An 18,214-nucleotide genomic window follows, 5' to 3' on the forward strand; every position below is an offset into this window, starting at 1 on the left:
CCATGGACCCCATCGACGCGGCCCCCGTCGCGGCACTGCGCGAGATCCTGCGGCTGCCCACCGTGGCCTCCGCGGACCCGGAGACGACCGACCCCGCTCCCTTCGTCGAGCTGCACTCCCGCCTGCGCGAGCACTTCCCCCTGACCCACGAGGTGGGAGAGGTCATCGACGTCCCGCCGCACGCGCTGCTCATCCGGGTGCCCGCCGACCCGACCTCGCCGACGGCCACCGCCGACCCCGTCGTCCTCATGGCCCACATGGACGTGGTCCCGCTCGGCGACGAGAGCCTGTGGACGCACCCGCCGCTGGCGGCCGAGGTCGTCGACGGCGTCATCTGGGGCAGAGGGACCCTCGACGACAAGGGCCAGCTCGTCGCCGTCATCGCCGCCGTCGAGTCCCTCCTGGCCGACGGGCAGCGGCCCGCACGCGACGTGTGGCTCTCCTTCGGCAGCGACGAGGAGGTCATGGGCAGCAGCGCCCGTCGAGCCGTGGAGACGCTGCGCGAGCGGGGCGTACGCCCCTGGTTCGTCCTCGACGAGGGCGGAGCCGTCGCTTCCGAGGCCTTCCCCGGGGTCACGCGGCCCCTCGGGGTCGTGGGCGTCTCGGAGAAGGGGGTGCTCTCCCTTCGGCTCACGGCCAGCGGCCGCGGCGGTCACGCTTCGCGACCGGCGAAGGGGGTCCCGCCGCCCGCGTGGCCGCGGCCGATCACCCGACTGGAGCACCGCCCCTTCCCGGCCCACGTCTCCCCCGCGACGCTCGAGATGCTCCGGCGTCTCGCGCCGCACCTGCCGCGCCCCCTGCGACCGGTCGTCGAGCGCGCCGACCGCTTCCCCGGTGCCCTTGCCCGGCTGCTCGTCGCCGCCGGCCCCGAGGCCGCCGCACTGGCCCGCACGACCGTGGCGGTCACGACGCTCACCGGGTCGCCGGCCATCAACGTCAGCCCCACCTCCGTCGTCGCCGGGCTCAACCTGCGCATCGCGGTCGGCGAGACCACCGCGGACGCCACCGACCGGATCCGGCGGGTCGTCGGGTCCGACATCGACGTCGAGGTGGCCGACGCCCACGAGCCGAGCCCGCTCTCCCCCGTCGACGACCCGGCCTTCGCCCTCCTCGAGCGGACGATCACGACCGTCTTCGACGACGCGGTGCCGGTGCCCTACGTCATGTACGCGGCGACCGACTCCCGGCACTTCACGACGATCTGCCACCGGGTCTACCGCTTCGCGCCCTTCCGGATGAGCGGTGAGCAGCGCGAGGCGATCCACTCCTACGACGAGCGCCTCGGCGTCGCGGACTTCCTCGACGGGGTCCGCTGGTACCGGGCGCTGCTCGACGGGCTGGGCGGGGTCGACGCGACGGGCCCGGCGACGTGAGCCCGACGATCTGGCGAATCGTCGGCTTCCTCGCCGCGGTCGAGATCGCCTCGGGCATCCTGCAGGGCTACTACACGCCGATCTACAGCGACATCGCCGACCACCTGAGCATCGCCGACGGCGATGTCAACTGGTTCGAGGCCGCCCAGCTCATCGTCGCGGCGCTGGCGGTGCCCGTGCTCTCCCGGCTCGGCGACCTGCACGGTCACCGTCGGGTGCTCATCATCGCTACGGTGATCACGGCGGTCGGCGGATGGGTCGTGGCCCTGGCCCCCGGCTTCTGGACCTTCCTCGTGGGCTGGGCGATCCAGGGTGCCTACACCGTCTGGCTCCCGATGGAGATCGCGATCCTCCACGAGCGCTCTCGCGAGCACCCCGACCGCCCGGCGCTCGTCAGGCGCGGCGCCGCCCTCCTCGTCATGGCACTCGAGGTCGGCGTCATCGCCGGCGCGCTGGGGGCCGGCGCGCTCCAGCCGGTCCTCGGCATGACCGCACTGCTCGCCGTGCCCGCCGCCGCGACGACGATCGCCCTGGTGGCCATCCTCCTCGGAGTGCGCGACGAGTCGGCTCCGGCCACCGGCCGCCTCGACCTCGTCGGCACCGCGCTGCTGAGCACCGGGCTGCTGCTCGTCCTGGGTGGGCTCGTCGTGGTGCGCCTGCAGGGCCTGGACAGTCCCCCGGCCTGGCTGCTCGTGGCCCTCGGCTGCGCCGTGATGTGGCTCTTCGTCCGCGTCGAGATGGTGACCATCTCGCCGCTCCTCGACGTGCGCGCCCTCGCCGCCCCGACGATGTGGCCGGTGCAGCTGGCCGCGGCCCTCTTCGGCATGAGCGTCCTGGGCGCCCAGATCCCCCTGTCGACCTTCGCCCGGACCGACCCCGCGGAGGTGGGCTACGGACTGGGCGTCGACGCCGCGGCGATCGCCAACCTCATCGGCCTCTACGTCGTCGCGATGGCCGTCGGGGCGCTGCTGTCCCCCTTCGCCGCCCGTCGTCTCGGGGTGCGGGGCATGCTCGTCGGGGCCGCCGTGCTCGTCGCCGTCGGCTACGCGACCTTCATCCCGCTGCACGACGCGCTGGCGCACGCGATGCTCGCTATGGGCATCGCCGGCCTGGGATCGGGGGCCCTCGTCGCCTCGCTCCCGGCCGCCGCGGCCGCGCCTCGACGCACGGGGGCACGGCCGAGGCGGCGGGCCTGACCAACGCGACCAAGACCGTCGGCGGCTGCCTGGCCTCGGCGCTCTTCGCCGTGGCCCTGGCGTCCACGGGCAGCATCTCCGACCCGACCGAGGGGCACGCGCCCCTGTCGGGCTACCTCGTCGTGTGGGGCATCTGCGCCGGCTCGGCCCTGCTCGCCGCGCTGGCGCTCTCTCGCCTGCCTGCGACGGATCGGGAGCTCGAGGCCGTCGAGGTGTGAGCTGCCGACCGCATTTCCTTAGGGTCGTGCGACGTCTGGCTGGGCGTCGACGTGACGCGGTCACCATCGGCTCGGCGCCCGCCGCGCCCGGGGATCTGCGAGCATGCGAAGCATGAGCGCCCAGCAGACCAAGGACCCCGTCGCCGAGCAGATCCGCGCCGTCCTCGACGGTCGGTGGGAGACGATCCGGCAGCAGCTTCGAGCCGACCCGCGCTTCCCCGTCGCCGAGCCCGACCTGCGCCTCGACCTCGAGGAGCACCGGGCGCGCACCCTGGAGCTCGTCACCGCCCTCACCGACAGCGAGCTCGTCCGGGCGACCCTGCCGGTCGAGCTCGGCGGCACCGGTGACGTCGGGGCCTCGGTCACCGGGCTGGAGATGATCGGTCACGGGGATCTGTCCGTCTTCGTCAAGGCGGGCGTGCAGTTCGGCCTCTTCGGTGGGGCCATCGCCAACCTCGGCACCGAGCGCCACCACCGCGAGTACCTGCCCGGCATGGCCGACCTGTCGCTGCCCGGGTGCTTCGCGATGACCGAGACCGGCCACGGCTCCGATGTGCAGTCGATCCTCACCACGGCCACCTACGACCCCGAGACCGACGAGCTGGTCGTGCACTCCCCTTCGCCCGCTGCCCGCAAGGACTACATCGGCGGCGCCGCCCGCGACGCCCGGCTCGCCGCGGTCTTCGCCCAGCTCGTCGTCGGCGAGGAGCAGCACGGCGTGCACTGCGTCCTCGTCCCCCTGCGCGACGAATCGGGCCAGCCGATGCCCGGCGTGACGATCGGCGACTGCGGGACCAAGCTCGGCCTCAAGGGCGTCGACAACGGCCGGCTGATGTTCGACCAGGTGCGCGTCCCCCGCGCCAACCTGCTCAACAAGTACGGCGACATCGACGACCAGGGCCGCTACTCCTCGCCCATCGAGAGCGTCAACCGGCGCTTCTTCACCATGCTCGGCACGCTCGTGCGCGGCCGGGTGACGGTCGCCGCCGGCGCCGGTGCGGCCACCCGCAGCGCCCTCACCCTCGCGGTGCGCTACGGCCTCCAGCGCACGCAGTTCACCTACCCCGACGGCGAGCACGAGGTCGTCGTCATGGACTACCGGGCCCACCAGCGCAAGCTCCTGCCCCGGCTCGCGAAGTCCTACGCGCTGGCCCTCGCGCAGAACGCCCTGACCGGCAAGCTCGCCGACATCAGCACCGGCGAGATCACCGACGAGTCCTCGCAGCGCGAGCTCGAAGCGCGCGCCGCCGGGCTCAAGGCGATCACGACCGAGCACGCCAACGACACGATCCAGGCCTGCCGGGAGGCGTGCGGCGGGGCCGGCTACATGGCGCTCAACCGCTTCGCCGACCTCAAGGCCGACACCGACGTCTTCGCGACCTTCGAGGGCGACAACACGGTGCTGCTGCAGCTGCTCGCCAAGGGCATGCTCACCGACTACAAGAGCGACTTCCAGGAGCTCGACACCCGCGGCGCGATCCTCTTCGGCGCCCGGCAGGTGACGACCTCGGTCATCGAGCACACCATCGGCGGGTCGATCATCCAGCGACTGATCTCCGGCGCCCCGGGCAAGGACGGCGACAACGCGCTCGAGGACCGCGGCGGTCAGCTCGCCTTCTTCGAGGACCGCGAGTCGCACCTCACCGAGACGCTCGCGATGCGCCTGCGCCGCGCCGGCGAGGAGGGCGCCGACTCCTTCCGGGTCTTCAACGAGGCCCAGGACCACCTGCTCGAGTCGGCCCGCGCGCACATCGACCGGGTCGCGCTCGAGGCCTTCGTCACCGCCATCGAGGAGGCACCTGACGGCCCCGGCCGCGACCTGCTCAACCTCGTGTGCGACCTCTTCGTCTTCAGCACGGTCGAGGCCAACCGCGCGTGGTTCATCGAGCACGGTCGGCTGAGTGCCAGCCAGTCGAAGGGGGTCGTCGCGCGCGTCAACGAGCTGTGCGGCGAGCTGCGGCCCCACGCGGCGACGCTCGTCGGTGGCTTCGGCATCCCCGACCACTGGCTGACCACGGAGATGATGGCGGACCTGGCGAGCTTCTAGACCGGGACGGGAGGGTCACCGAGCGCGGGTGACCCTCCCTTCGTCCCAGACCGGGCCGTCGGTCTCCCGGACCCGCCCGTCGGCCCCGTAGACGAGGAAGCGGTCGAAGCCTCGGGCGAACCACCGGTCATGGGTCACGGCGAGCACGGTGCCGGCGAAGGCGTCGAGGCCCTCCTCGAGGGCCTTGGCCGACTCGACGTCGAGGTTGTCGGTCGGCTCGTCGAGGAGGAGGAGGGTCGCGCCCGACAGCTCGAGGAGCAGGATCTGGAAACGCGCCTGCTGCCCGCCCGACAGCGACTCGAAGGTCTGCTCCCCCGCGTGGGCCAGCTCGTAGCGGTCGAGGACCCGGCTCGCGGCCTCGCGCCCGAGACCCGATCGGTGGTCGTCGCCCCGGTGCAGGATCGCCAGGAGGGTGCGCCCGATGAGCTCGGGGTGCTCGTGCGTCTGGACGAACCACCCCGGGCGCACCCGCGCACCGAGCCGGGCCCGTCCCGTGTGCGCGACCGGCTCGATGACGGCCTCGCCGACCGGGAGGTTGTCGACCTCCGGGTCGCTCCCGCCGGCAGCCAGCAGGCGCAGGAAGTGCGACTTGCCCGAGCCGTTGGACCCGAGCACCGCGACCCGCTCGCCGTACCAGACCTCGAGGTCGAAGGGCTGCATCAGCCCCGTGAGCTCGAGCCGCTCGCACACGACCGCGCGCTTGCCGGTCCGACCACCCTGCAGGCGCATCGTCACCTTCTGCTCGCGGGGCTGCTCGCTCGGCGGCCCTTCCTGCTCGAAGCGCTCGAGCCGGGTGCGGGCCGACTGGTAGCGCGAGGCCATGTCCGAGTTGTACTTCGCCTTCTGCTTGTACATGAGCACGAGCGCCTTGAGCTTCGCGTGCTCCTCGTCCCACCTCTTGCGCAGCTCATCGAAGCGGGCGAAGCGCTCCTGGCGGGCCTCGTGGTAGGTCCCGAAGCCGCCCGGGTGGGTCCACACGCGGTTGCCCGCAGTCCCGAGCTCGACGGTGACGACGCGCGTGGCGGTGTTGGCGAGCAGCTCACGGTCGTGGCTGATGTAGAGGATCGTCTTGTCGGAGGCGCGGATCTGCTCCTCCATCCAGATCTTGCCGGGCACGTCGAGGTAGTTGTCCGGCTCGTCGAGCAGCAGGACCTCGTCGGGCCCGCGCAGCAGGTACTCGAGGACGAGCCGCTTCTGCTCGCCCCCGGAGAGCGTGGCCAGCTCGCGGTACTTGCAGCGCTCGAAGGGGACGCCCAGCGCGGCCGTCGTGCACACGTCCCAGACGACCTCCTGGTCGTAGCCGCCGCATCGGCGAAGTCGGACAGCGCCGTCGCATAGCGCATCTGGGTGCGCTCGTCCTCGGTCTCCATGAGCGCCAGCTCGAGACGGTCGACCTCGGCGGCCGCCTCGCGAACCGCCTTGGGAGACACCGACATCAGCAGGTCGGTAACCGTGGGCCGCTCCCCCAGACCGGCACCGACGTGCTGGCGCATTATCCCGAGCCCACCGGTGCGAGCGACCGACCCGGCGTGCGGAGTCAGCTCCCCGGTGACGATCCGCAGCAGCGTCGTCTTGCCGGCGCCGTTGGCCCCGACGAGGGCGACCTTGGCGCCCTCGCCGACGCGGAAGGAGACCTCGTCGAGCAGCACGCGCCCGTCCGAGAGCTCGTACCTGACACCGGCGACGTCGACATGTCCCACGAAGGGGGATCCTCCCCCATCAGCCCTCGGCCACCAACAGCATTCTTTGCCGGTCCCTGAGGAGGCCGCCCGCGGCCGTCTCGAAGGGTCAGCGCACCTCGAGGATGCGGTGCTCCTTGATCGACATGACGAGGGCGACGATCCACCCGACGACGGTCCAGCCGAGGAGCAGGTTGACCCAGAAGACCGACCAGGCGTTGCGGTTGCCCCGCACGGCCGCGATCGCCCACGGGAGCATGTAGCCGGCACTGACGACGGCGACGATGATCGCCACCGGGGCGCTGACGACTCGGGTCTTCTGGTCGGTGACGATGCGTGCCATGGCTCCAGCCTAGGGTCAGAGGCTGATCGTGCCCTGCACGAGCGAGGTGACCGTGCCGCCGACCCGGACCTCGCCGCCCTCGGCGGTGAGCGACAGGACGCCGGAGCGCCCGATGCACCCGCCCTGGGTCACCGTCCAGCGGTGCGGGGCCTCCCCTTCGGCCGCGAGCCACTGGGCGATGCCGGCGTTGAGGCTCCCGGTGACGGGGTCCTCGCCGACGCCGAGGCCGGGCACGAAGGCCCGCGTCTCGTAGAGGTGCTCGCCGCCGTCCTCGTGCCAGCCGATGACCCCGACCTTGGCGTCGGGCGCGTGCGACCAGTCAGGCCGCAGGTCACGGACGTGCTGGGCCGAAGGGAGGCGCAGCGCGGCCCAGCCCGGACCGTTGTCGACCCACTGGTGCCCGACGACGTCGGCGCGCGTGATGCCCAGGGCCGCGACGAGGCGGTCGAGGTCGGCGTCGTCCAACGGCCCCGTGCGCACGAGCGGCGGTGCGGTGAAGGCGAGCTCGCTCCCTTCGCGATGGACGTCGACGAGCCCGGCGCCGCACTCCTGCACGATGCGGTCCTCGTGCCGTGGGGTGCCTCCGTGGGTCAGCCAGGCGTGGGCGGTGCCGAGCGTCGGGTGCCCGGCGAAGGGGAGCTCGCCGCCGGGGGTCATGATGCGCACCCGGTAGTCGGCCTCGGGCGTGGTGGGCGGCAGGACGAAGGTCGTCTCCGACAGGTTGGTCCAGCGCGCGACCTCCTGGAGCAGGTCGTCGTCGATGCCCTCGCCGTCGAGGACGACGGCCAGCGGGTTGCCGGAGTACGGCCGAGTGCCGAAGACGTCGACCTGGGTGAAGGCACGGGAGCGGGGCATCGCGGTCCTCTCGTCGGGGGTGGCCCCATCCTCCCCGGCCGGGCAACGCTCGACATCATGGGGGCATGACCGCCGACCCCGTGTACCTCGACCACAACGCGACGACGCCCATCGCCCGCGAGGTCGCCGAGGCGGTGTGGCCGCACCTGACGCAGGACTTCGGCACCCCGTCGAGCGCCTCGGTGCAGGGCCGGCGGGCCCGGTCTGCGGTCGACCGAGCGCGCGAGCAGGTCGCGGCGCTCGTCGGCGCCGAGCCCGACGAGATCGTCTTCACCTCGGGTGGCACCGAGGCCAACAACATCGCGATCCGGGGCAGCGCTCGGCACCTCACGACCCGCGTGGCCGTCACCTCGTGCGTCGAGCACCCGGCGACCGCCGCTCCCCTGGCGCACCTGCAGGAGCACCACGGCTGGCAGGTGCACGAGCTGCCGGTCGACGGCGAGTGCCGGGTCCGCCTCGACGCGCTCCCCACCGGTGCGATCGGCCTCGGCACGCTGATCCTCGCGCACAACGAGACCGGCGCGATCCAGCCGGTGGCGCAGCTCGCGGAGCGCGTCCACCGTCTGGGTGGCCTCGTCCACGCCGACGCGGCCCAGGCGGTCGGCAAGATCCCGGTCGACGTCGACGACCTCGGGGTCGACCTGCTGTCGATCGCGGGGCACAAGCTCTACGGGCCGAAGGGGGTCGGTGCCCTCTACGTGCGCCGCGGCACCCGGGTCTCCCCCGTCGTCCTCGGAGCCGGGCAGGAGGGTGGCCTGCGCCCGGGGACGGAAAATGTCGCGCTCATCGTCGGTCTCGGGGTCGCCGCCGAGGTCGCCGGGCAGCTGCTCTCCGCGGAGGTCGAGCGTCAGGCCGCTCTGCGAGAGGCTTTGTGGGACAGGCTCGCTCGTGCCGTGCCGGGGTTGGTGCGGGTCTCTCCCGAGGTCGGCTGCCTGCCCAACACCCTCATGGTGTCCCTCCCCGGTCGCCTCGGGGCGCAGGTCCTCGAGGCGGTCAGCGACGTGTCGGCATCGACCGGCAGCGCCTGCCACGCGGGCGTGCACTCGCCCAACGCCGCGCTGCTCGCCATGGGCCTCGACGCCGACACCGCGCTCGGTGCCCTCCGGCTCTCGCTCGGCCGGTCGACGAGCACCGAGGACGTCGAGTCGGCCGCAACCGCACTGGCCCGGGGACTCGTCGCGCTCTGAGTGCCCGGCTACCGGGCCGGCTGGCTTCCCTGGGCCACCGTCAGCCGCCAGAGGGACGTGACCTCGGCACGTCGAGCGGCGTGGAGGGCGTCCTTCGCGTCGCTCGCCCGGCTGTGGCGCGGCACCGTCTCCAGCCGGTCGACGACCTCGAGTCCGGCATCGCCGATGAGCCCGAGCAGCTCCTCCCGAGCGCGCAGACCGAGGTTCTCGGCGAGGTCGGAGATGACCAGCCAGCCCTCGCCCCCCGGCTCGAGGTGCTCCGGGAGGCCGGCGAGGAAGCGGCGCAACATGTCCGAGCCGGGGTCGTAGATGCCCGCCTCGAGGTCGGAGGTCGGCTCGCCGGGCAGCCATGGCGGGTTGCACACGACGAGATCGGCCCGACCGTCCGGGAAGAGGTCCGCCTCGAGCGCCTCGACCCGGTCGGCGACGCCCAGCCGGTGCGCGTTGTCGCGGGCGCAGGCCACCGCTCGCGGGTTGATGTCGGTGGCGACGACCCGCTCGACACCGCGCTGCGCCAGCACGACGGCGAGCACGCCGGTGCCCGTCCCGAGGTCGAAGGCCGTGCGCGGGATCGGTTGCGCCAGAGGCGCATCGGCCACGAGATCGATGTACTCGCCGCGGACCGGGGAGAAGACGCCGTAGGCCGGATGGATGCTCGCCCCGAGCGCCGGGACGTGCACCCCCTTCGTCTGCCACTGGTGGGCCCCGATGACGCCGAGCAGCTCGCTGAGGGCGACCACCATGGTCCGAACCCCGGGCCGTAGGCGGCCAGGCAGGCCGCGCGCACGTCGGGCGCGCGCCGCAGGTCGAGCGAGCGGTCGGCACCGAGCTCGACGACGAGCTGCGCCATGAGCCTCGCCCGCTCGGCTCGCTCGGCCCGGTGCCCGGCGAAGGTCACCTCGCCGCGCTGCCGCCGCGAAGCGCGGCGCTCGATGCGACGGTCCATGGCCTTGAGCAGCTGGCGAGCGTTGTGGTGGTCACCGCGCCAGAGGATCGCGGTGCCGCGGGAAGCAAGCCGTATCGCGGTGTCGGCGGTCATCGTGTCGTCGCCCACGACGACCCGGGACGGGACGGGCGCCCCGCTCTCGGAGTGCCACTCGGCCTCGTGGTCGGTGCCGTCCTCGACCCAGTGGATGGTGTCCATGGTGCGGTGAGTCTACGGTCGTCACGTCGACCGAAGGGAGCGCCCGATGACCAGGAAGACGTACACGCTGCTCGGCGCGGACAGGGTGCCGTACGACAGCCCGACCTCCGGCACCTTGGGCGGGCACCGAAAGGGACGGATCTACGGTCGTCTCGACTGCCCGACGGCGCTGCGGGCCATCGCGAAGGGCGGATACGTCACCCAGCGCGTGTTCTTCGCCGACGAGGCCACGGCGATCGCTGCCGGGTTCCGCCCCTGTGCCGTCTGCCTGCCGCAGGAGTACGCCGTCTGGAAGCAGGCGTCTGGTCCCGGCTGAGGTGCCAGCACGACGAAGGCCCGAGACCTGCTGATGCAGGTCTCGGGCCTTCGGTGTGGTGGACCTCCGTAGGCGGCATCGGTCATGGCCTCGCCGTCGCCGTCGGTGATGCGCTGATGGGCGAGGTAGGTGTCGATAGCCGCCGTGCGGCCGTGGCGTAGCTCAAGTGAGGCGGTCTTCTCCCAGACGTGGGTGAAGCGGTGAACGTCGACACCTGGGGCAGGTTGCGCACCGACTCCGCTCACCATGCGGTGCTCTGGGTCAGCGAGTGGCCGCGGTCGCTGGTGTATCCGGGGTTCCTGTCGCCGGTGTTGCTGTCCACTGGCATCCAGCGATCGTTCTCGCTGATCTGCACCCCGATGCGCTCCGATGCTGCCGCTCGCGACATCCGCAAGAAGAAGGTCGAGCACATCTCCGACCAGGCCCAGCGCGCGAAGATCGGCCAGATCGAAGATGCCTCCCAGACCGCCGAGTACCACGACGTGCTCCAACAAGAAGCCGACCTCACCGCCGGACACGGCATCCTTCGCTACACCGGCCTCATCGCCGTCTCCGCACCCACCGTCGAAGAACTCGACGCAGCCGTTGCCGCCATCGAGCAAGCCGCGATCCAGGCATCCTGTGAGACCCGGCTCCTCGTCGGACAGCAAGCCGCCGCGTTCACCGCCGCCGCGCTCCCGCTCTGCCGCCGGGTCTAAGTCAACCGCCACCGCCGCGGCGTGACCCGACCCTTGCTCCGGCAGTGGATCAGGCTCGCGCCTCGATGAACCGAAGCATCGAAACAGGAACCGGCGCGTCTGGGGTTCGTGGCAGATCGACCACGGGAAGCACCAGGGACACGTCTGCGAGGTCGTCGACCCCGAGTTCTAGCCAGTCCGTGCAGTCGGCATGTGGCAAAGCGCTCACCAGCTGGCGATCCGCGAGCAGCAAGCTGAACGGAGGGAAGTGAATCACGGCAGAGATTGTCGGTGTGGTGGTTGTCGTCCATTCATCGTCCCTTCCACCATCCCGCGACAGCTTTACGGCCAAGCCCTCGTGTGCTCCCTCAAGGACCGCCGCCGCTCCGTCCGGCGCGATCGCCGCCAAGAGCCGGATGCCCTCTGGCGCTGGGGCTGCGACTCCATGCCGCACGGCCCCGACCAGGTCAGGGTGTGAATCGATGAGTTTCGGAGTCAGCGCTGTCATGCCCGCGAGCGCGGAGCGGATGAATCGGCCCGGGCGAACCTCGTTGAGCTTTCCTTCAATATGAGTCCGCTCGCCCTTCCATTGGGAGTGGAGCAGGTTGCCTGCGAAGGTGTAGGCCCACCGAATGTACTCGTCATCCCAAGGGGATGTGGCTGCCCGGCAAGGTTCGCAATGCGCATACAGGCTGGCGCCACCGAGTCGTGGACGCCCGTGGGCAAGTCGGTTGCCTGCTGTCGTGCCGCCCCAAGAGAAGCTCCCATTGTTGAATGCAGCTCTCGGTGGCACGTGTGCCTTGGTGAGTCTTGCCCGGGCCCCGCACAGCGCGCACTTGCCGCTCTTTGCCCGCCCACCCGTCGGCCGGAAGCCTTCCTGCTCACTCATGCCTGCACTCGCGCAATCTCTAGGCGTCGATGGCGGAGTCTGCTGTGGCAAGTCCTTCAATCGCTGTCGGGGCCGAAACAGCGTGGGGCGTTCTTTCGGAGAGAGCCGCCGACAGGCTGTCGATGTCCTCGTGCTCCGCGGCGTCGGGGAACATCCAATGCAGGTCGCGCTCCTCTGTGGCCACGTCGATAGTGGGTCGGACGCCCGCTCCGCGGTGCGAGCGACCGCGTACATTCCGTACGTCATCCAGGGAGTAGATCGGGCCGAGTTCGCCTCGCTTTAGGAGGTTCCCTGGGTTAGCGGTGACGATCCGTCGGTCAGTCACCGCTACGAACGTGCTCGACGCGAACTTCTCAACGATGGCACTGGCTCACTCTGGCGCGAGCGCATCCCAGGTCGCATCAACCCTTCTGGCGAGAATGGCCGGCACGACGCCAGCGAAGTTGTGAGTTCCCATTTCGTATGGGAAGGCCACGCTGCGAAGCGTCTCGCCATCCTCAAGGAACCACCGAAGGATATGCAGATACGGATCGAGTTCAAGCCCTTCGGGTGCGCATACCGCCGCTGGTACTGCTGGCATCTCGACTGCTGGCTGGAGCATGTTGGCCAAAGGGTCGATCGCTTCGAGGAGCTGCCTGCAAGTGAGTTGAGAAGCCTTGGCGTCTTTTCGCTTCTTCGTGAGAGGCACGGTGGCGCGGCCGGGGAGTTCGGCGATGATCCGCAACTCGCGGACGAGCGACTCGGTCAGCGATCGGATTTCGGAGAGCGACTCGTCTATCTCGACGGGAGTGTTCCGGGCGATCCGGTCGAAGAGCTGCGCTTCGCTCTCGTCGTTGGTGCTTCGTGTTCTGGCGAGGGCGGCCCGGACAGCCTGGTACTCCGCGTGGGTCTTGAGTGAGCTGAGAAGCGCGTAGGTATCGAAGACGATTGCTTCGGCGTTGGATTCGAGGTACTGGCGGCGAGCGCGACCGTCCAACTTCCCGAGTTCCTGGACATGGCCTGCCACGTTCTTGCGGTATAGCTTCAATTGCTTGCGGATGTTGGGACCGCTGGGAGCGATGGGCTCCCAGACAGAGTCTGTGATGGCGTCGAGTTCGCGGGTCTCCTTGACTGCCTCATCGACGGACTCCGCCAGCCCTTCAAGCTCTGCCCATTGCTCGTTTCGGATGGCCTTGAGCGTCTGCGTCGTGAGCTGGATGTTGGAGCGGACGAGGCCGGAAATCTCGCCGAGCTGCATTTGGAGCGCGATCATGGCGACGGCCGGGCCGATAGCTGCGATCGCCGTGGCGGCAGTCATGGAGGCTGGGATGAATCGCGCCTGGGCGACCAGTTCACCGTTCTTGAAGATCGCCCCGAGCTTGGCGCCGTCCTTTGCTGCCATCTCCCCGCCGCTCTTCAACAGAGACAGCGTCGCATCGTTGACGCGGAAGAGGCCTTGCGCGCTCGATACAGCCTCTGCGACGTTCCCGACGATCGTGCCTGCGTTGCCGAAGGAGCCGAGAGCGGTGGAGAGCTGAGCGCGGTCGAAGGACGGCACCATGTCAAGGCTGATGAGTTCAAGACCGTCGGGGACTTCGCCGAATACGACTGCGACGCCTGGCGTCACCTCGACGAGGGTCGTGGACGCTGCGAGCTCAAGCGCGTCGGACCTGACCTGACGGTCCTCTGCGGTCTGCCTGCCAACGGCGTCATCATTACCGGACTCGTCGCGCGGGTCGTCCATGTGGCTCTCCTTCTCGCCGGTGACTGCCTCGTGCCTCCCTCCGACGCCTCCATCAAGTATGTCAGCCGCCTTCGACAGCGCCTGGGTCATCGCAGCACACCTCCTGGTCACACGACTTGCGAGGAGGCCGACCATGCCCACGTTCTTCGATTCGACTGCCGATGCCGCTGAGGCGTCCGAAGCCTTGCGCGGACTCACTCACGCGAGCCGGGGGTTCGATCAGCCAGCCGAGATGTATGGGGTTATCGGTGACCTGTCCTCGGGGATGCGGTCGCTGCGGCAGGCGCTCGACCAGATCGCTGATGTTCACGAGCGCAAGGCCGCGCACGCCTTCAACGACGCCGGCAGCCACGAGGCAGGAGTGCGGGACGCGCTCGCCACTGCGGAGGAGTTGCGTCAGGCCGCGAGTCTCGTCGACCGGGCGTATGACCGGCTCGCGGAGGGGTTCATCGCTGCGGGGCGGATCGCTTGGCATCCCGAGCCCGCCGTCGAGGAGGCCGCGCCGTCGCGGTGGGTCAGCGTGGTGTTCCTCCAGGGCGAAGAGGCCGACCGGCCATTGCGCATCCTCGGCGAGCTGGGCCATGTCGATGCGGTGGACTTCCTCGCGCAGTGGGACTACGGCGACGAGACCACGCAGGCCGCGCTGGAGAACGGATACGTCTACGACGAGCCCGGCGAGGGAACAAACGACCGGGTGGCGCTCTCGGGCGACTACGCGCTGGTCGTCAACCCGCACGTCGGCTACCTCTCGTTGCTGCGCCGCTACACCGAACCGGAGGCAGAGACCCAGGCCGCCGAACAGATCGAGCCCGAGCCGGTGCAGGGTGGGCCGGAACTGCTGGTGTCGTACTCGTCGCCGGGCGCCCCAGAGCGGGCCGACCTGCCCGCGCCGAAGCGAGACGGGTCGTGGTTCGAGCCGGCCAAGATCACGGCGGTCAAGCAGGCGCGGGGGCTGGTGCGGTGACCGAGGATCGCGCGCGGCTGCACACCGCCGTTCTGGTGGCACCGTCGAAGGAGCGGCGCAAGCTCCGCAAGCAGCGCCGCAAGGCCGAGGCGAGGCTGCACGCCGAGCAGCACAGGACCGCGATCGCCGCCGCGAAGGCGAAGGCTGAGCAGGAGCGCGCCGAGCGCCGCGCGACGATCTACCTGCCGAAGGCGGGCGAGTCCGGTGCTGCGCGGCTGCGCACCCCAGGTCGGTTTCATCTGACGCGGCATCAGGACACGTCGGCGACACTGGCGGGCGCGTACCCGTTCGTCGCCGAGGGCGGTCTCGGCGCCGACGGCGTGTTCGTCGGCCAAGACCTCTACTCGGGCGGGAGCTTCGTCTACGACCCGTGGGTGCTCTACGCACGCGGCATCATCACCGCACCCAACGTGGTGCTGGCCGGGATCGTCGGCTCCGGCAAGTCATCGCTGGCCAAGTCCCTCTACACGCGGTCGCTACCGTTCGGGCGGCGCGTGTACGTTCCCGGCGATCCAAAGGGCGAACACACCGCCGTCGCCAACGCCGTCGGCGGACGCGCCATCGTCCTCGGCCACGGACTCAACACTCGCCTGAATCCACTCGACGAAGGCCACCGGCCCAGCGGACTCTCGGTTGAGCAGTGGGCCTCGACCATCGCTGCGCGACGCCGTGACCTGATCGGCGCCCTCGCGGAGACCGTGCTCGCGCGCGGCTTGTCGCCGTTGGAGCACACCGCGATCGACATCGCCCTGACTCAGACGGTGCGGGAGAACGACGTGCCGATCCTGCCGATGGTCGTTGATCGCATCCTCGCCCCGAGTGCGGATGCCGAGGGCAGGTTGGCCGAGGACGGCAGGCTTGTCGGCCATGCGCTGCGCCGCCTCGTGGCCGGTGACCGTCGCCGAACTCGACCAAGTGACCCGCCGCATCGACGCCCACTACGGCGACTACGCCGACGCCCGCTGCCACCTCGACGACGCGCTCGGTCTGCTCGCCAACTGCGCCGACATCTACACCCGGTGCGACGACACCAACCGGCGGCTGTGCAATCAGGCGTTCTTCACCAAGGTCTTCATCGACGAAGACAACGAGCTGCGCGTCGAGCACAACCGACCCTTCGAGATGCTCCTCGATCCACAGGTCAACGCCAACGCGCTGACCTGGGCCGCAGACGCACACAAGGCCCGAACCTCAACCAACTTTCCGTTGGCAAGGGTTCGAGCCTTGTGCGTGCGGTGGACGTAAAGGGACTCGAACCCCTGACCTTTCGCGTGTGAAGCGAACGCTCTAACCAACTGAGCTATACGTCCGTGGTGCTCCCGGGCCAGTCTCCCGGCCGGGCAACCTGAGCAGAGTACCCGGCGGGCTCCCTTCGGTGCCAATCGGTCCCGCGGCGTGTCGTCCCCTTCGAGACGGCCGCGGGCGGCCTCCGGGTCCTGAGGAAAGAGTCCGCGAAGCGGGCGAATGTCTCGAAGGGCAGGGACCGGGTCAGGCCCGGTGCAGCCCCGGGACCTGCAGCAGCAGGTCGAGCACCTGCTGGGGCAGCCATCCGGGGACGCCCGTGATGAGCAGCGCGAGGTAGAAGCAGAACCACCCGAAGGCCGCCGAGAGCAGCAGCATCGGGATCTTCGCCTGCCACGGCAGGGCGCGCGTGTACTGCTCGAAGGCCTTGACCTCGGCCTTGACGAACTGCGTCACGCGACGGGCCCAGATGAACTCCGTGCTCCACAGGAAGAGGCCGACGAAGATCACCGCCCACCCCGGCCCCACGAGCGGGACCATCGGGATGCCGGCGATGATGAGCAGCAGGCCGAGCGTCGCGATGACGACCCGGTAGACCGGTCCGATGACCGGATGGGTGCGCAGCGCCCGTCGCCAGCGGATCGGGTCCTCGTGCGCGTCGATCCGGCCGTCCTCGCCGAAGCGGTCGAGCAGCTCCTGGCGCACGATCGCGTGCTGCTCGCGGCGCACGTCACGGTAGGCCCGTCGGGCCCCCGATGCGTCCTTGCCCTGACCAGCCGTCTCGCTGGTCGTGTCCACGTCCCCCGCCATGGTCTCCACTCCGGTCAGGGGTTGATCTCGGTCGCGGACGCCGCGGCCCAAGCCTGCTGGACGCGGGTGGTCACGGGGCCGGGCGCCGGCAGCTCACGATCGTCGACCCGGTGGACCGGGTGCACGTCGCGGGTGGTGCCGGTGAGGAAGACCTCGTCGCACGTCTCGAGGGCGGACATCGGCAGGGCCTCCTCGACGACCTCGATGCCGGCGGCACGGGCCCACTCGATGGTCAGCTCACGGGTGATGCCGGCCAGCGGTGCACTGCTCAGCGCGGGTGTGCGCACCACGCCGTCGACGACGACGAAGATGTTGCTGCCGGTCGCCTCGCACAGCTCGTCGCGGTTGTTGCCGAAGATCGCCTCCGACGCCCCGCGGGCCTTGGCGTGCGCGAGCGCGATGACGTTGTCGGCGTAGGAGGTCGTCTTGAGCCCCGCCGTGGCCGCCCGCTCGTTGCGGGTCCAGGGCACGGTCGCGACCGCCACGCTGGGGGCGAAGGGGGGAACCTCTGCCGCGGTGACGATGTAGGTCATGCCGCTGTCGCCCCGGTCGGAGCCGAGCGGCCCGAGACCCGCGGTGATCGTGTAACGCAGCCGGCCGAAGCCGATCGTGGGGCCGGCCCCGAGGACCGCCGCGACACCCTGCTCGATGACCTCGCGGTCGGCGGGCGGCAGGCCCAGCCCGGCGAGGGTGCGGTCGAGACGGGCGTAGTGCCGGTCGGCCGCGAACACCTGACCGTCGACGATCTTGCACGTCTCGAAGGCACCGTGCCCACGGTGACCCCGTGGTCGAGGGCGGCCAGCGCCGGCTGGTCCGCCGCGACGAGCGCCCCGTCGACCCAGACCCGTACCTCGTTGCTCATGTCACCACTCTTCCAGATGCCAGCCCGACGAGGACACGTGCCTTGAGCTCGCACTCACGCCACTCCCCCTCCGGGTCGGATGCCCATGTGATGCCCGCCCCGGTGCCGAAGCGCAGCCGACGCACCCCGTCGGGGTCCGTCGCAGTCCAGAACGTGCGGATCCCCACGGCGAGTTCCCCGCGCGGACCGTCAGGATGATCGGCGTCGACCCAGCCCACCGCACCGCAGTAGGGACCGCGCGGCACCGGCTCGAGGTCGGCGATCGCGGTCAGGGCGCTCGACTTGGGAGCACCGCTCACCGACCCGGGCGGGAAGCTCGCCTCGAGCACCTCCGCCCACGTCGTGCCGGGCCGCAGATCTCCGGCGACATCGCTCACGAGGTGCACCAGCCCGGGGTGCTCCTCCGGCCCGCAGAGCCGCTCGACGACGACGCTGCCGGGAGCACACACGTGCTGCAGGTCGTTGCGGACGAGGTCGACGATCATGACGTTCTCCGCGACGTCCTTGGTGAGCATCTGCTCGACCGTCGGCGCGGTCCCCTTGATCGGGCTCGACACGAGCCGGTCCCCCGTGCGGGTCAGGTAGCGCTCGGGCGAGGCGTGACGACGTCGACGCCGGCGGAGGGCACGTGCACGACCCCGGCGAAGGGGGCGGGGTTGCCTGCCGCGAGCCGCGCGGCGAGGTCGGGC

15 protein-coding genes, 1 tRNA gene and 4 pseudogenes are annotated in these 18,214 nt (G+C 70.6%); 10 read left to right on the forward strand and 10 right to left on the reverse strand.

Annotated elements, in window-relative coordinates; genetic code table 11:
• The first annotated feature begins 2 nt into the window (after window positions 1–2).
• The 4 genes from AC2W7J_RS00595 (at window position 3) to AC2W7J_RS00610 (ending at window position 4,834) form a co-directional block, all read left to right on the forward strand.
• Window positions 3–1,373, forward strand: a complete 1,371-nt coding sequence (locus AC2W7J_RS00595) for a M20/M25/M40 family metallo-hydrolase (protein WP_485980929.1) — start codon at window positions 3–5, stop codon at window positions 1,371–1,373.
• Window positions 1,370–2,569 carry an MFS transporter gene (locus tag AC2W7J_RS00600; protein WP_485980931.1) on the forward strand — a complete coding sequence of 400 codons (1,200 nt, stop codon included), beginning with the start codon at window positions 1,370–1,372 and terminating at the stop codon, window positions 2,567–2,569. Before AC2W7J_RS00595 ends, AC2W7J_RS00600 begins: the two co-directional genes overlap by 4 nt.
• Before the next feature lie 50 nt (window positions 2,570–2,619).
• Window positions 2,620–2,787: a hypothetical protein gene (locus tag AC2W7J_RS00605; RefSeq protein ID WP_485980933.1), complete on the forward strand. Its 168-nt coding sequence runs from the start codon at window positions 2,620–2,622 to the stop codon at window positions 2,785–2,787.
• Window positions 2,788–2,899: 112 nt separating this feature from the next.
• Window positions 2,900–4,834, forward strand: a complete 1,935-nt coding sequence (locus AC2W7J_RS00610; RefSeq protein WP_485980935.1) for an acyl-CoA dehydrogenase family protein — start codon at window positions 2,900–2,902, stop codon at window positions 4,832–4,834.
• A gap of 15 nt (window positions 4,835–4,849) precedes the next feature.
• On the opposite strand, the pseudogene AC2W7J_RS00615 reads toward AC2W7J_RS00610, so the two are convergent.
• From AC2W7J_RS00615 to AC2W7J_RS00625, 3 genes and pseudogenes are all read right to left on the reverse strand, one after another.
• A pseudogene (locus AC2W7J_RS00615) lies at window positions 4,850–6,534 on the reverse strand (ABC-F family ATP-binding cassette domain-containing protein).
• A gap of 88 nt (window positions 6,535–6,622) precedes the next feature.
• A complete protein-coding gene (locus AC2W7J_RS00620; protein WP_485980937.1) occupies window positions 6,623–6,856 on the reverse strand; it encodes a superinfection immunity protein in 234 nt (77 codons plus the stop codon).
• Window positions 6,857–6,871: 15 nt separating this feature from the next.
• Window positions 6,872–7,711: a PhzF family phenazine biosynthesis protein gene (locus tag AC2W7J_RS00625; RefSeq protein WP_485980939.1), complete on the reverse strand. Its 840-nt coding sequence runs from the start codon at window positions 7,709–7,711 to the stop codon at window positions 6,872–6,874.
• Window positions 7,712–7,776: 65 nt separating this feature from the next.
• Between AC2W7J_RS00625 and AC2W7J_RS00630 the strand changes: the two genes are divergently transcribed.
• The gene (locus tag AC2W7J_RS00630) at window positions 7,777–8,898 is read left to right on the forward strand and encodes a cysteine desulfurase family protein (protein ID WP_485980940.1); all 1,122 of its coding nucleotides are present in this window, start codon (window positions 7,777–7,779) and stop codon (window positions 8,896–8,898) included.
• A gap of 8 nt (window positions 8,899–8,906) precedes the next feature.
• Here AC2W7J_RS00630 and AC2W7J_RS00635 read toward each other — a convergent pair whose 3' ends face one another.
• Window positions 8,907–9,641: a methyltransferase gene (locus tag AC2W7J_RS00635; protein WP_485980943.1), complete on the reverse strand. Its 735-nt coding sequence runs from the start codon at window positions 9,639–9,641 to the stop codon at window positions 8,907–8,909.
• A 447-nt stretch (window positions 9,642–10,088) separates the two neighbouring features.
• Between AC2W7J_RS00635 and AC2W7J_RS00640 the strand changes: the two genes are divergently transcribed.
• Window positions 10,089–10,358, forward strand: coding sequence for an Ada metal-binding domain-containing protein (locus tag AC2W7J_RS00640; RefSeq protein ID WP_485980944.1), 270 nt, complete (start codon window positions 10,089–10,091; stop codon window positions 10,356–10,358).
• Between the two features lie 209 nt (window positions 10,359–10,567).
• Window positions 10,568–11,056: pseudogene (locus AC2W7J_RS00645) on the forward strand (SCO6880 family protein); the annotation flags it as partial.
• Window positions 11,057–11,105: 49 nt separating this feature from the next.
• Here AC2W7J_RS00645 and AC2W7J_RS00650 read toward each other — a convergent pair.
• Window positions 11,106–11,924: a hypothetical protein gene (locus AC2W7J_RS00650; RefSeq protein ID WP_157732532.1), complete on the reverse strand. Its 819-nt coding sequence runs from the start codon at window positions 11,922–11,924 to the stop codon at window positions 11,106–11,108.
• A 370-nt stretch (window positions 11,925–12,294) separates the two neighbouring features.
• Window positions 12,295–13,737: a hypothetical protein gene (locus AC2W7J_RS00655; RefSeq protein WP_485980946.1), complete on the reverse strand. Its 1,443-nt coding sequence runs from the start codon at window positions 13,735–13,737 to the stop codon at window positions 12,295–12,297.
• Between the two features lie 43 nt (window positions 13,738–13,780).
• On the opposite strand from AC2W7J_RS00655, the gene AC2W7J_RS00660 reads away from it, so the two are divergent.
• The 3 genes and pseudogenes from AC2W7J_RS00660 to AC2W7J_RS00670 all read left to right on the forward strand — a co-directional run bounded on the left by AC2W7J_RS00660 (window position 13,781) and on the right by AC2W7J_RS00670 (window position 15,856).
• Window positions 13,781–14,611: a hypothetical protein gene (locus AC2W7J_RS00660; protein ID WP_129392815.1), complete on the forward strand. Its 831-nt coding sequence runs from the start codon at window positions 13,781–13,783 to the stop codon at window positions 14,609–14,611.
• Window positions 14,608–15,507 (forward strand): annotated as a pseudogene (locus AC2W7J_RS00665) (ATP-binding protein); the annotation flags it as partial. The gene AC2W7J_RS00660 and the pseudogene AC2W7J_RS00665, both read left to right, overlap by 4 nt.
• Complete coding sequence (locus AC2W7J_RS00670) at window positions 15,479–15,856, forward strand: hypothetical protein (protein WP_485980947.1); 378 nt, start codon at window positions 15,479–15,481, stop codon at window positions 15,854–15,856. The pseudogene AC2W7J_RS00665 and the gene AC2W7J_RS00670, both read left to right, overlap by 29 nt.
• Here AC2W7J_RS00670 and AC2W7J_RS00675 read toward each other — a convergent pair.
• From AC2W7J_RS00675 to AC2W7J_RS00690, 4 genes and pseudogenes are all read right to left on the reverse strand, one after another.
• Window positions 15,848–15,921: transfer RNA gene (locus tag AC2W7J_RS00675), tRNA-Val, on the reverse strand. The genes AC2W7J_RS00670 and AC2W7J_RS00675 overlap by 9 nt on opposite strands.
• 178 nt (window positions 15,922–16,099) lie before the next feature.
• The gene (locus AC2W7J_RS00680; RefSeq protein ID WP_485980948.1) at window positions 16,100–16,651 is read right to left on the reverse strand and encodes a PGPGW domain-containing protein; all 552 of its coding nucleotides are present in this window, start codon (window positions 16,649–16,651) and stop codon (window positions 16,100–16,102) included.
• 26 nt (window positions 16,652–16,677) lie between these two features.
• On the reverse strand, window positions 16,678–17,394 hold the full coding sequence (locus AC2W7J_RS00685) for an aminotransferase class IV (RefSeq protein ID WP_485980950.1): 717 nt from the start codon (window positions 17,392–17,394) through the stop codon (window positions 16,678–16,680).
• 127 nt (window positions 17,395–17,521) lie between these two features.
• Window positions 17,522–18,214 (reverse strand): annotated as a pseudogene (locus AC2W7J_RS00690) (chorismate-binding protein); the annotation flags it as partial.

This window comes from Janibacter sp. CFPM2_SD2, from assembly GCF_057364645.1.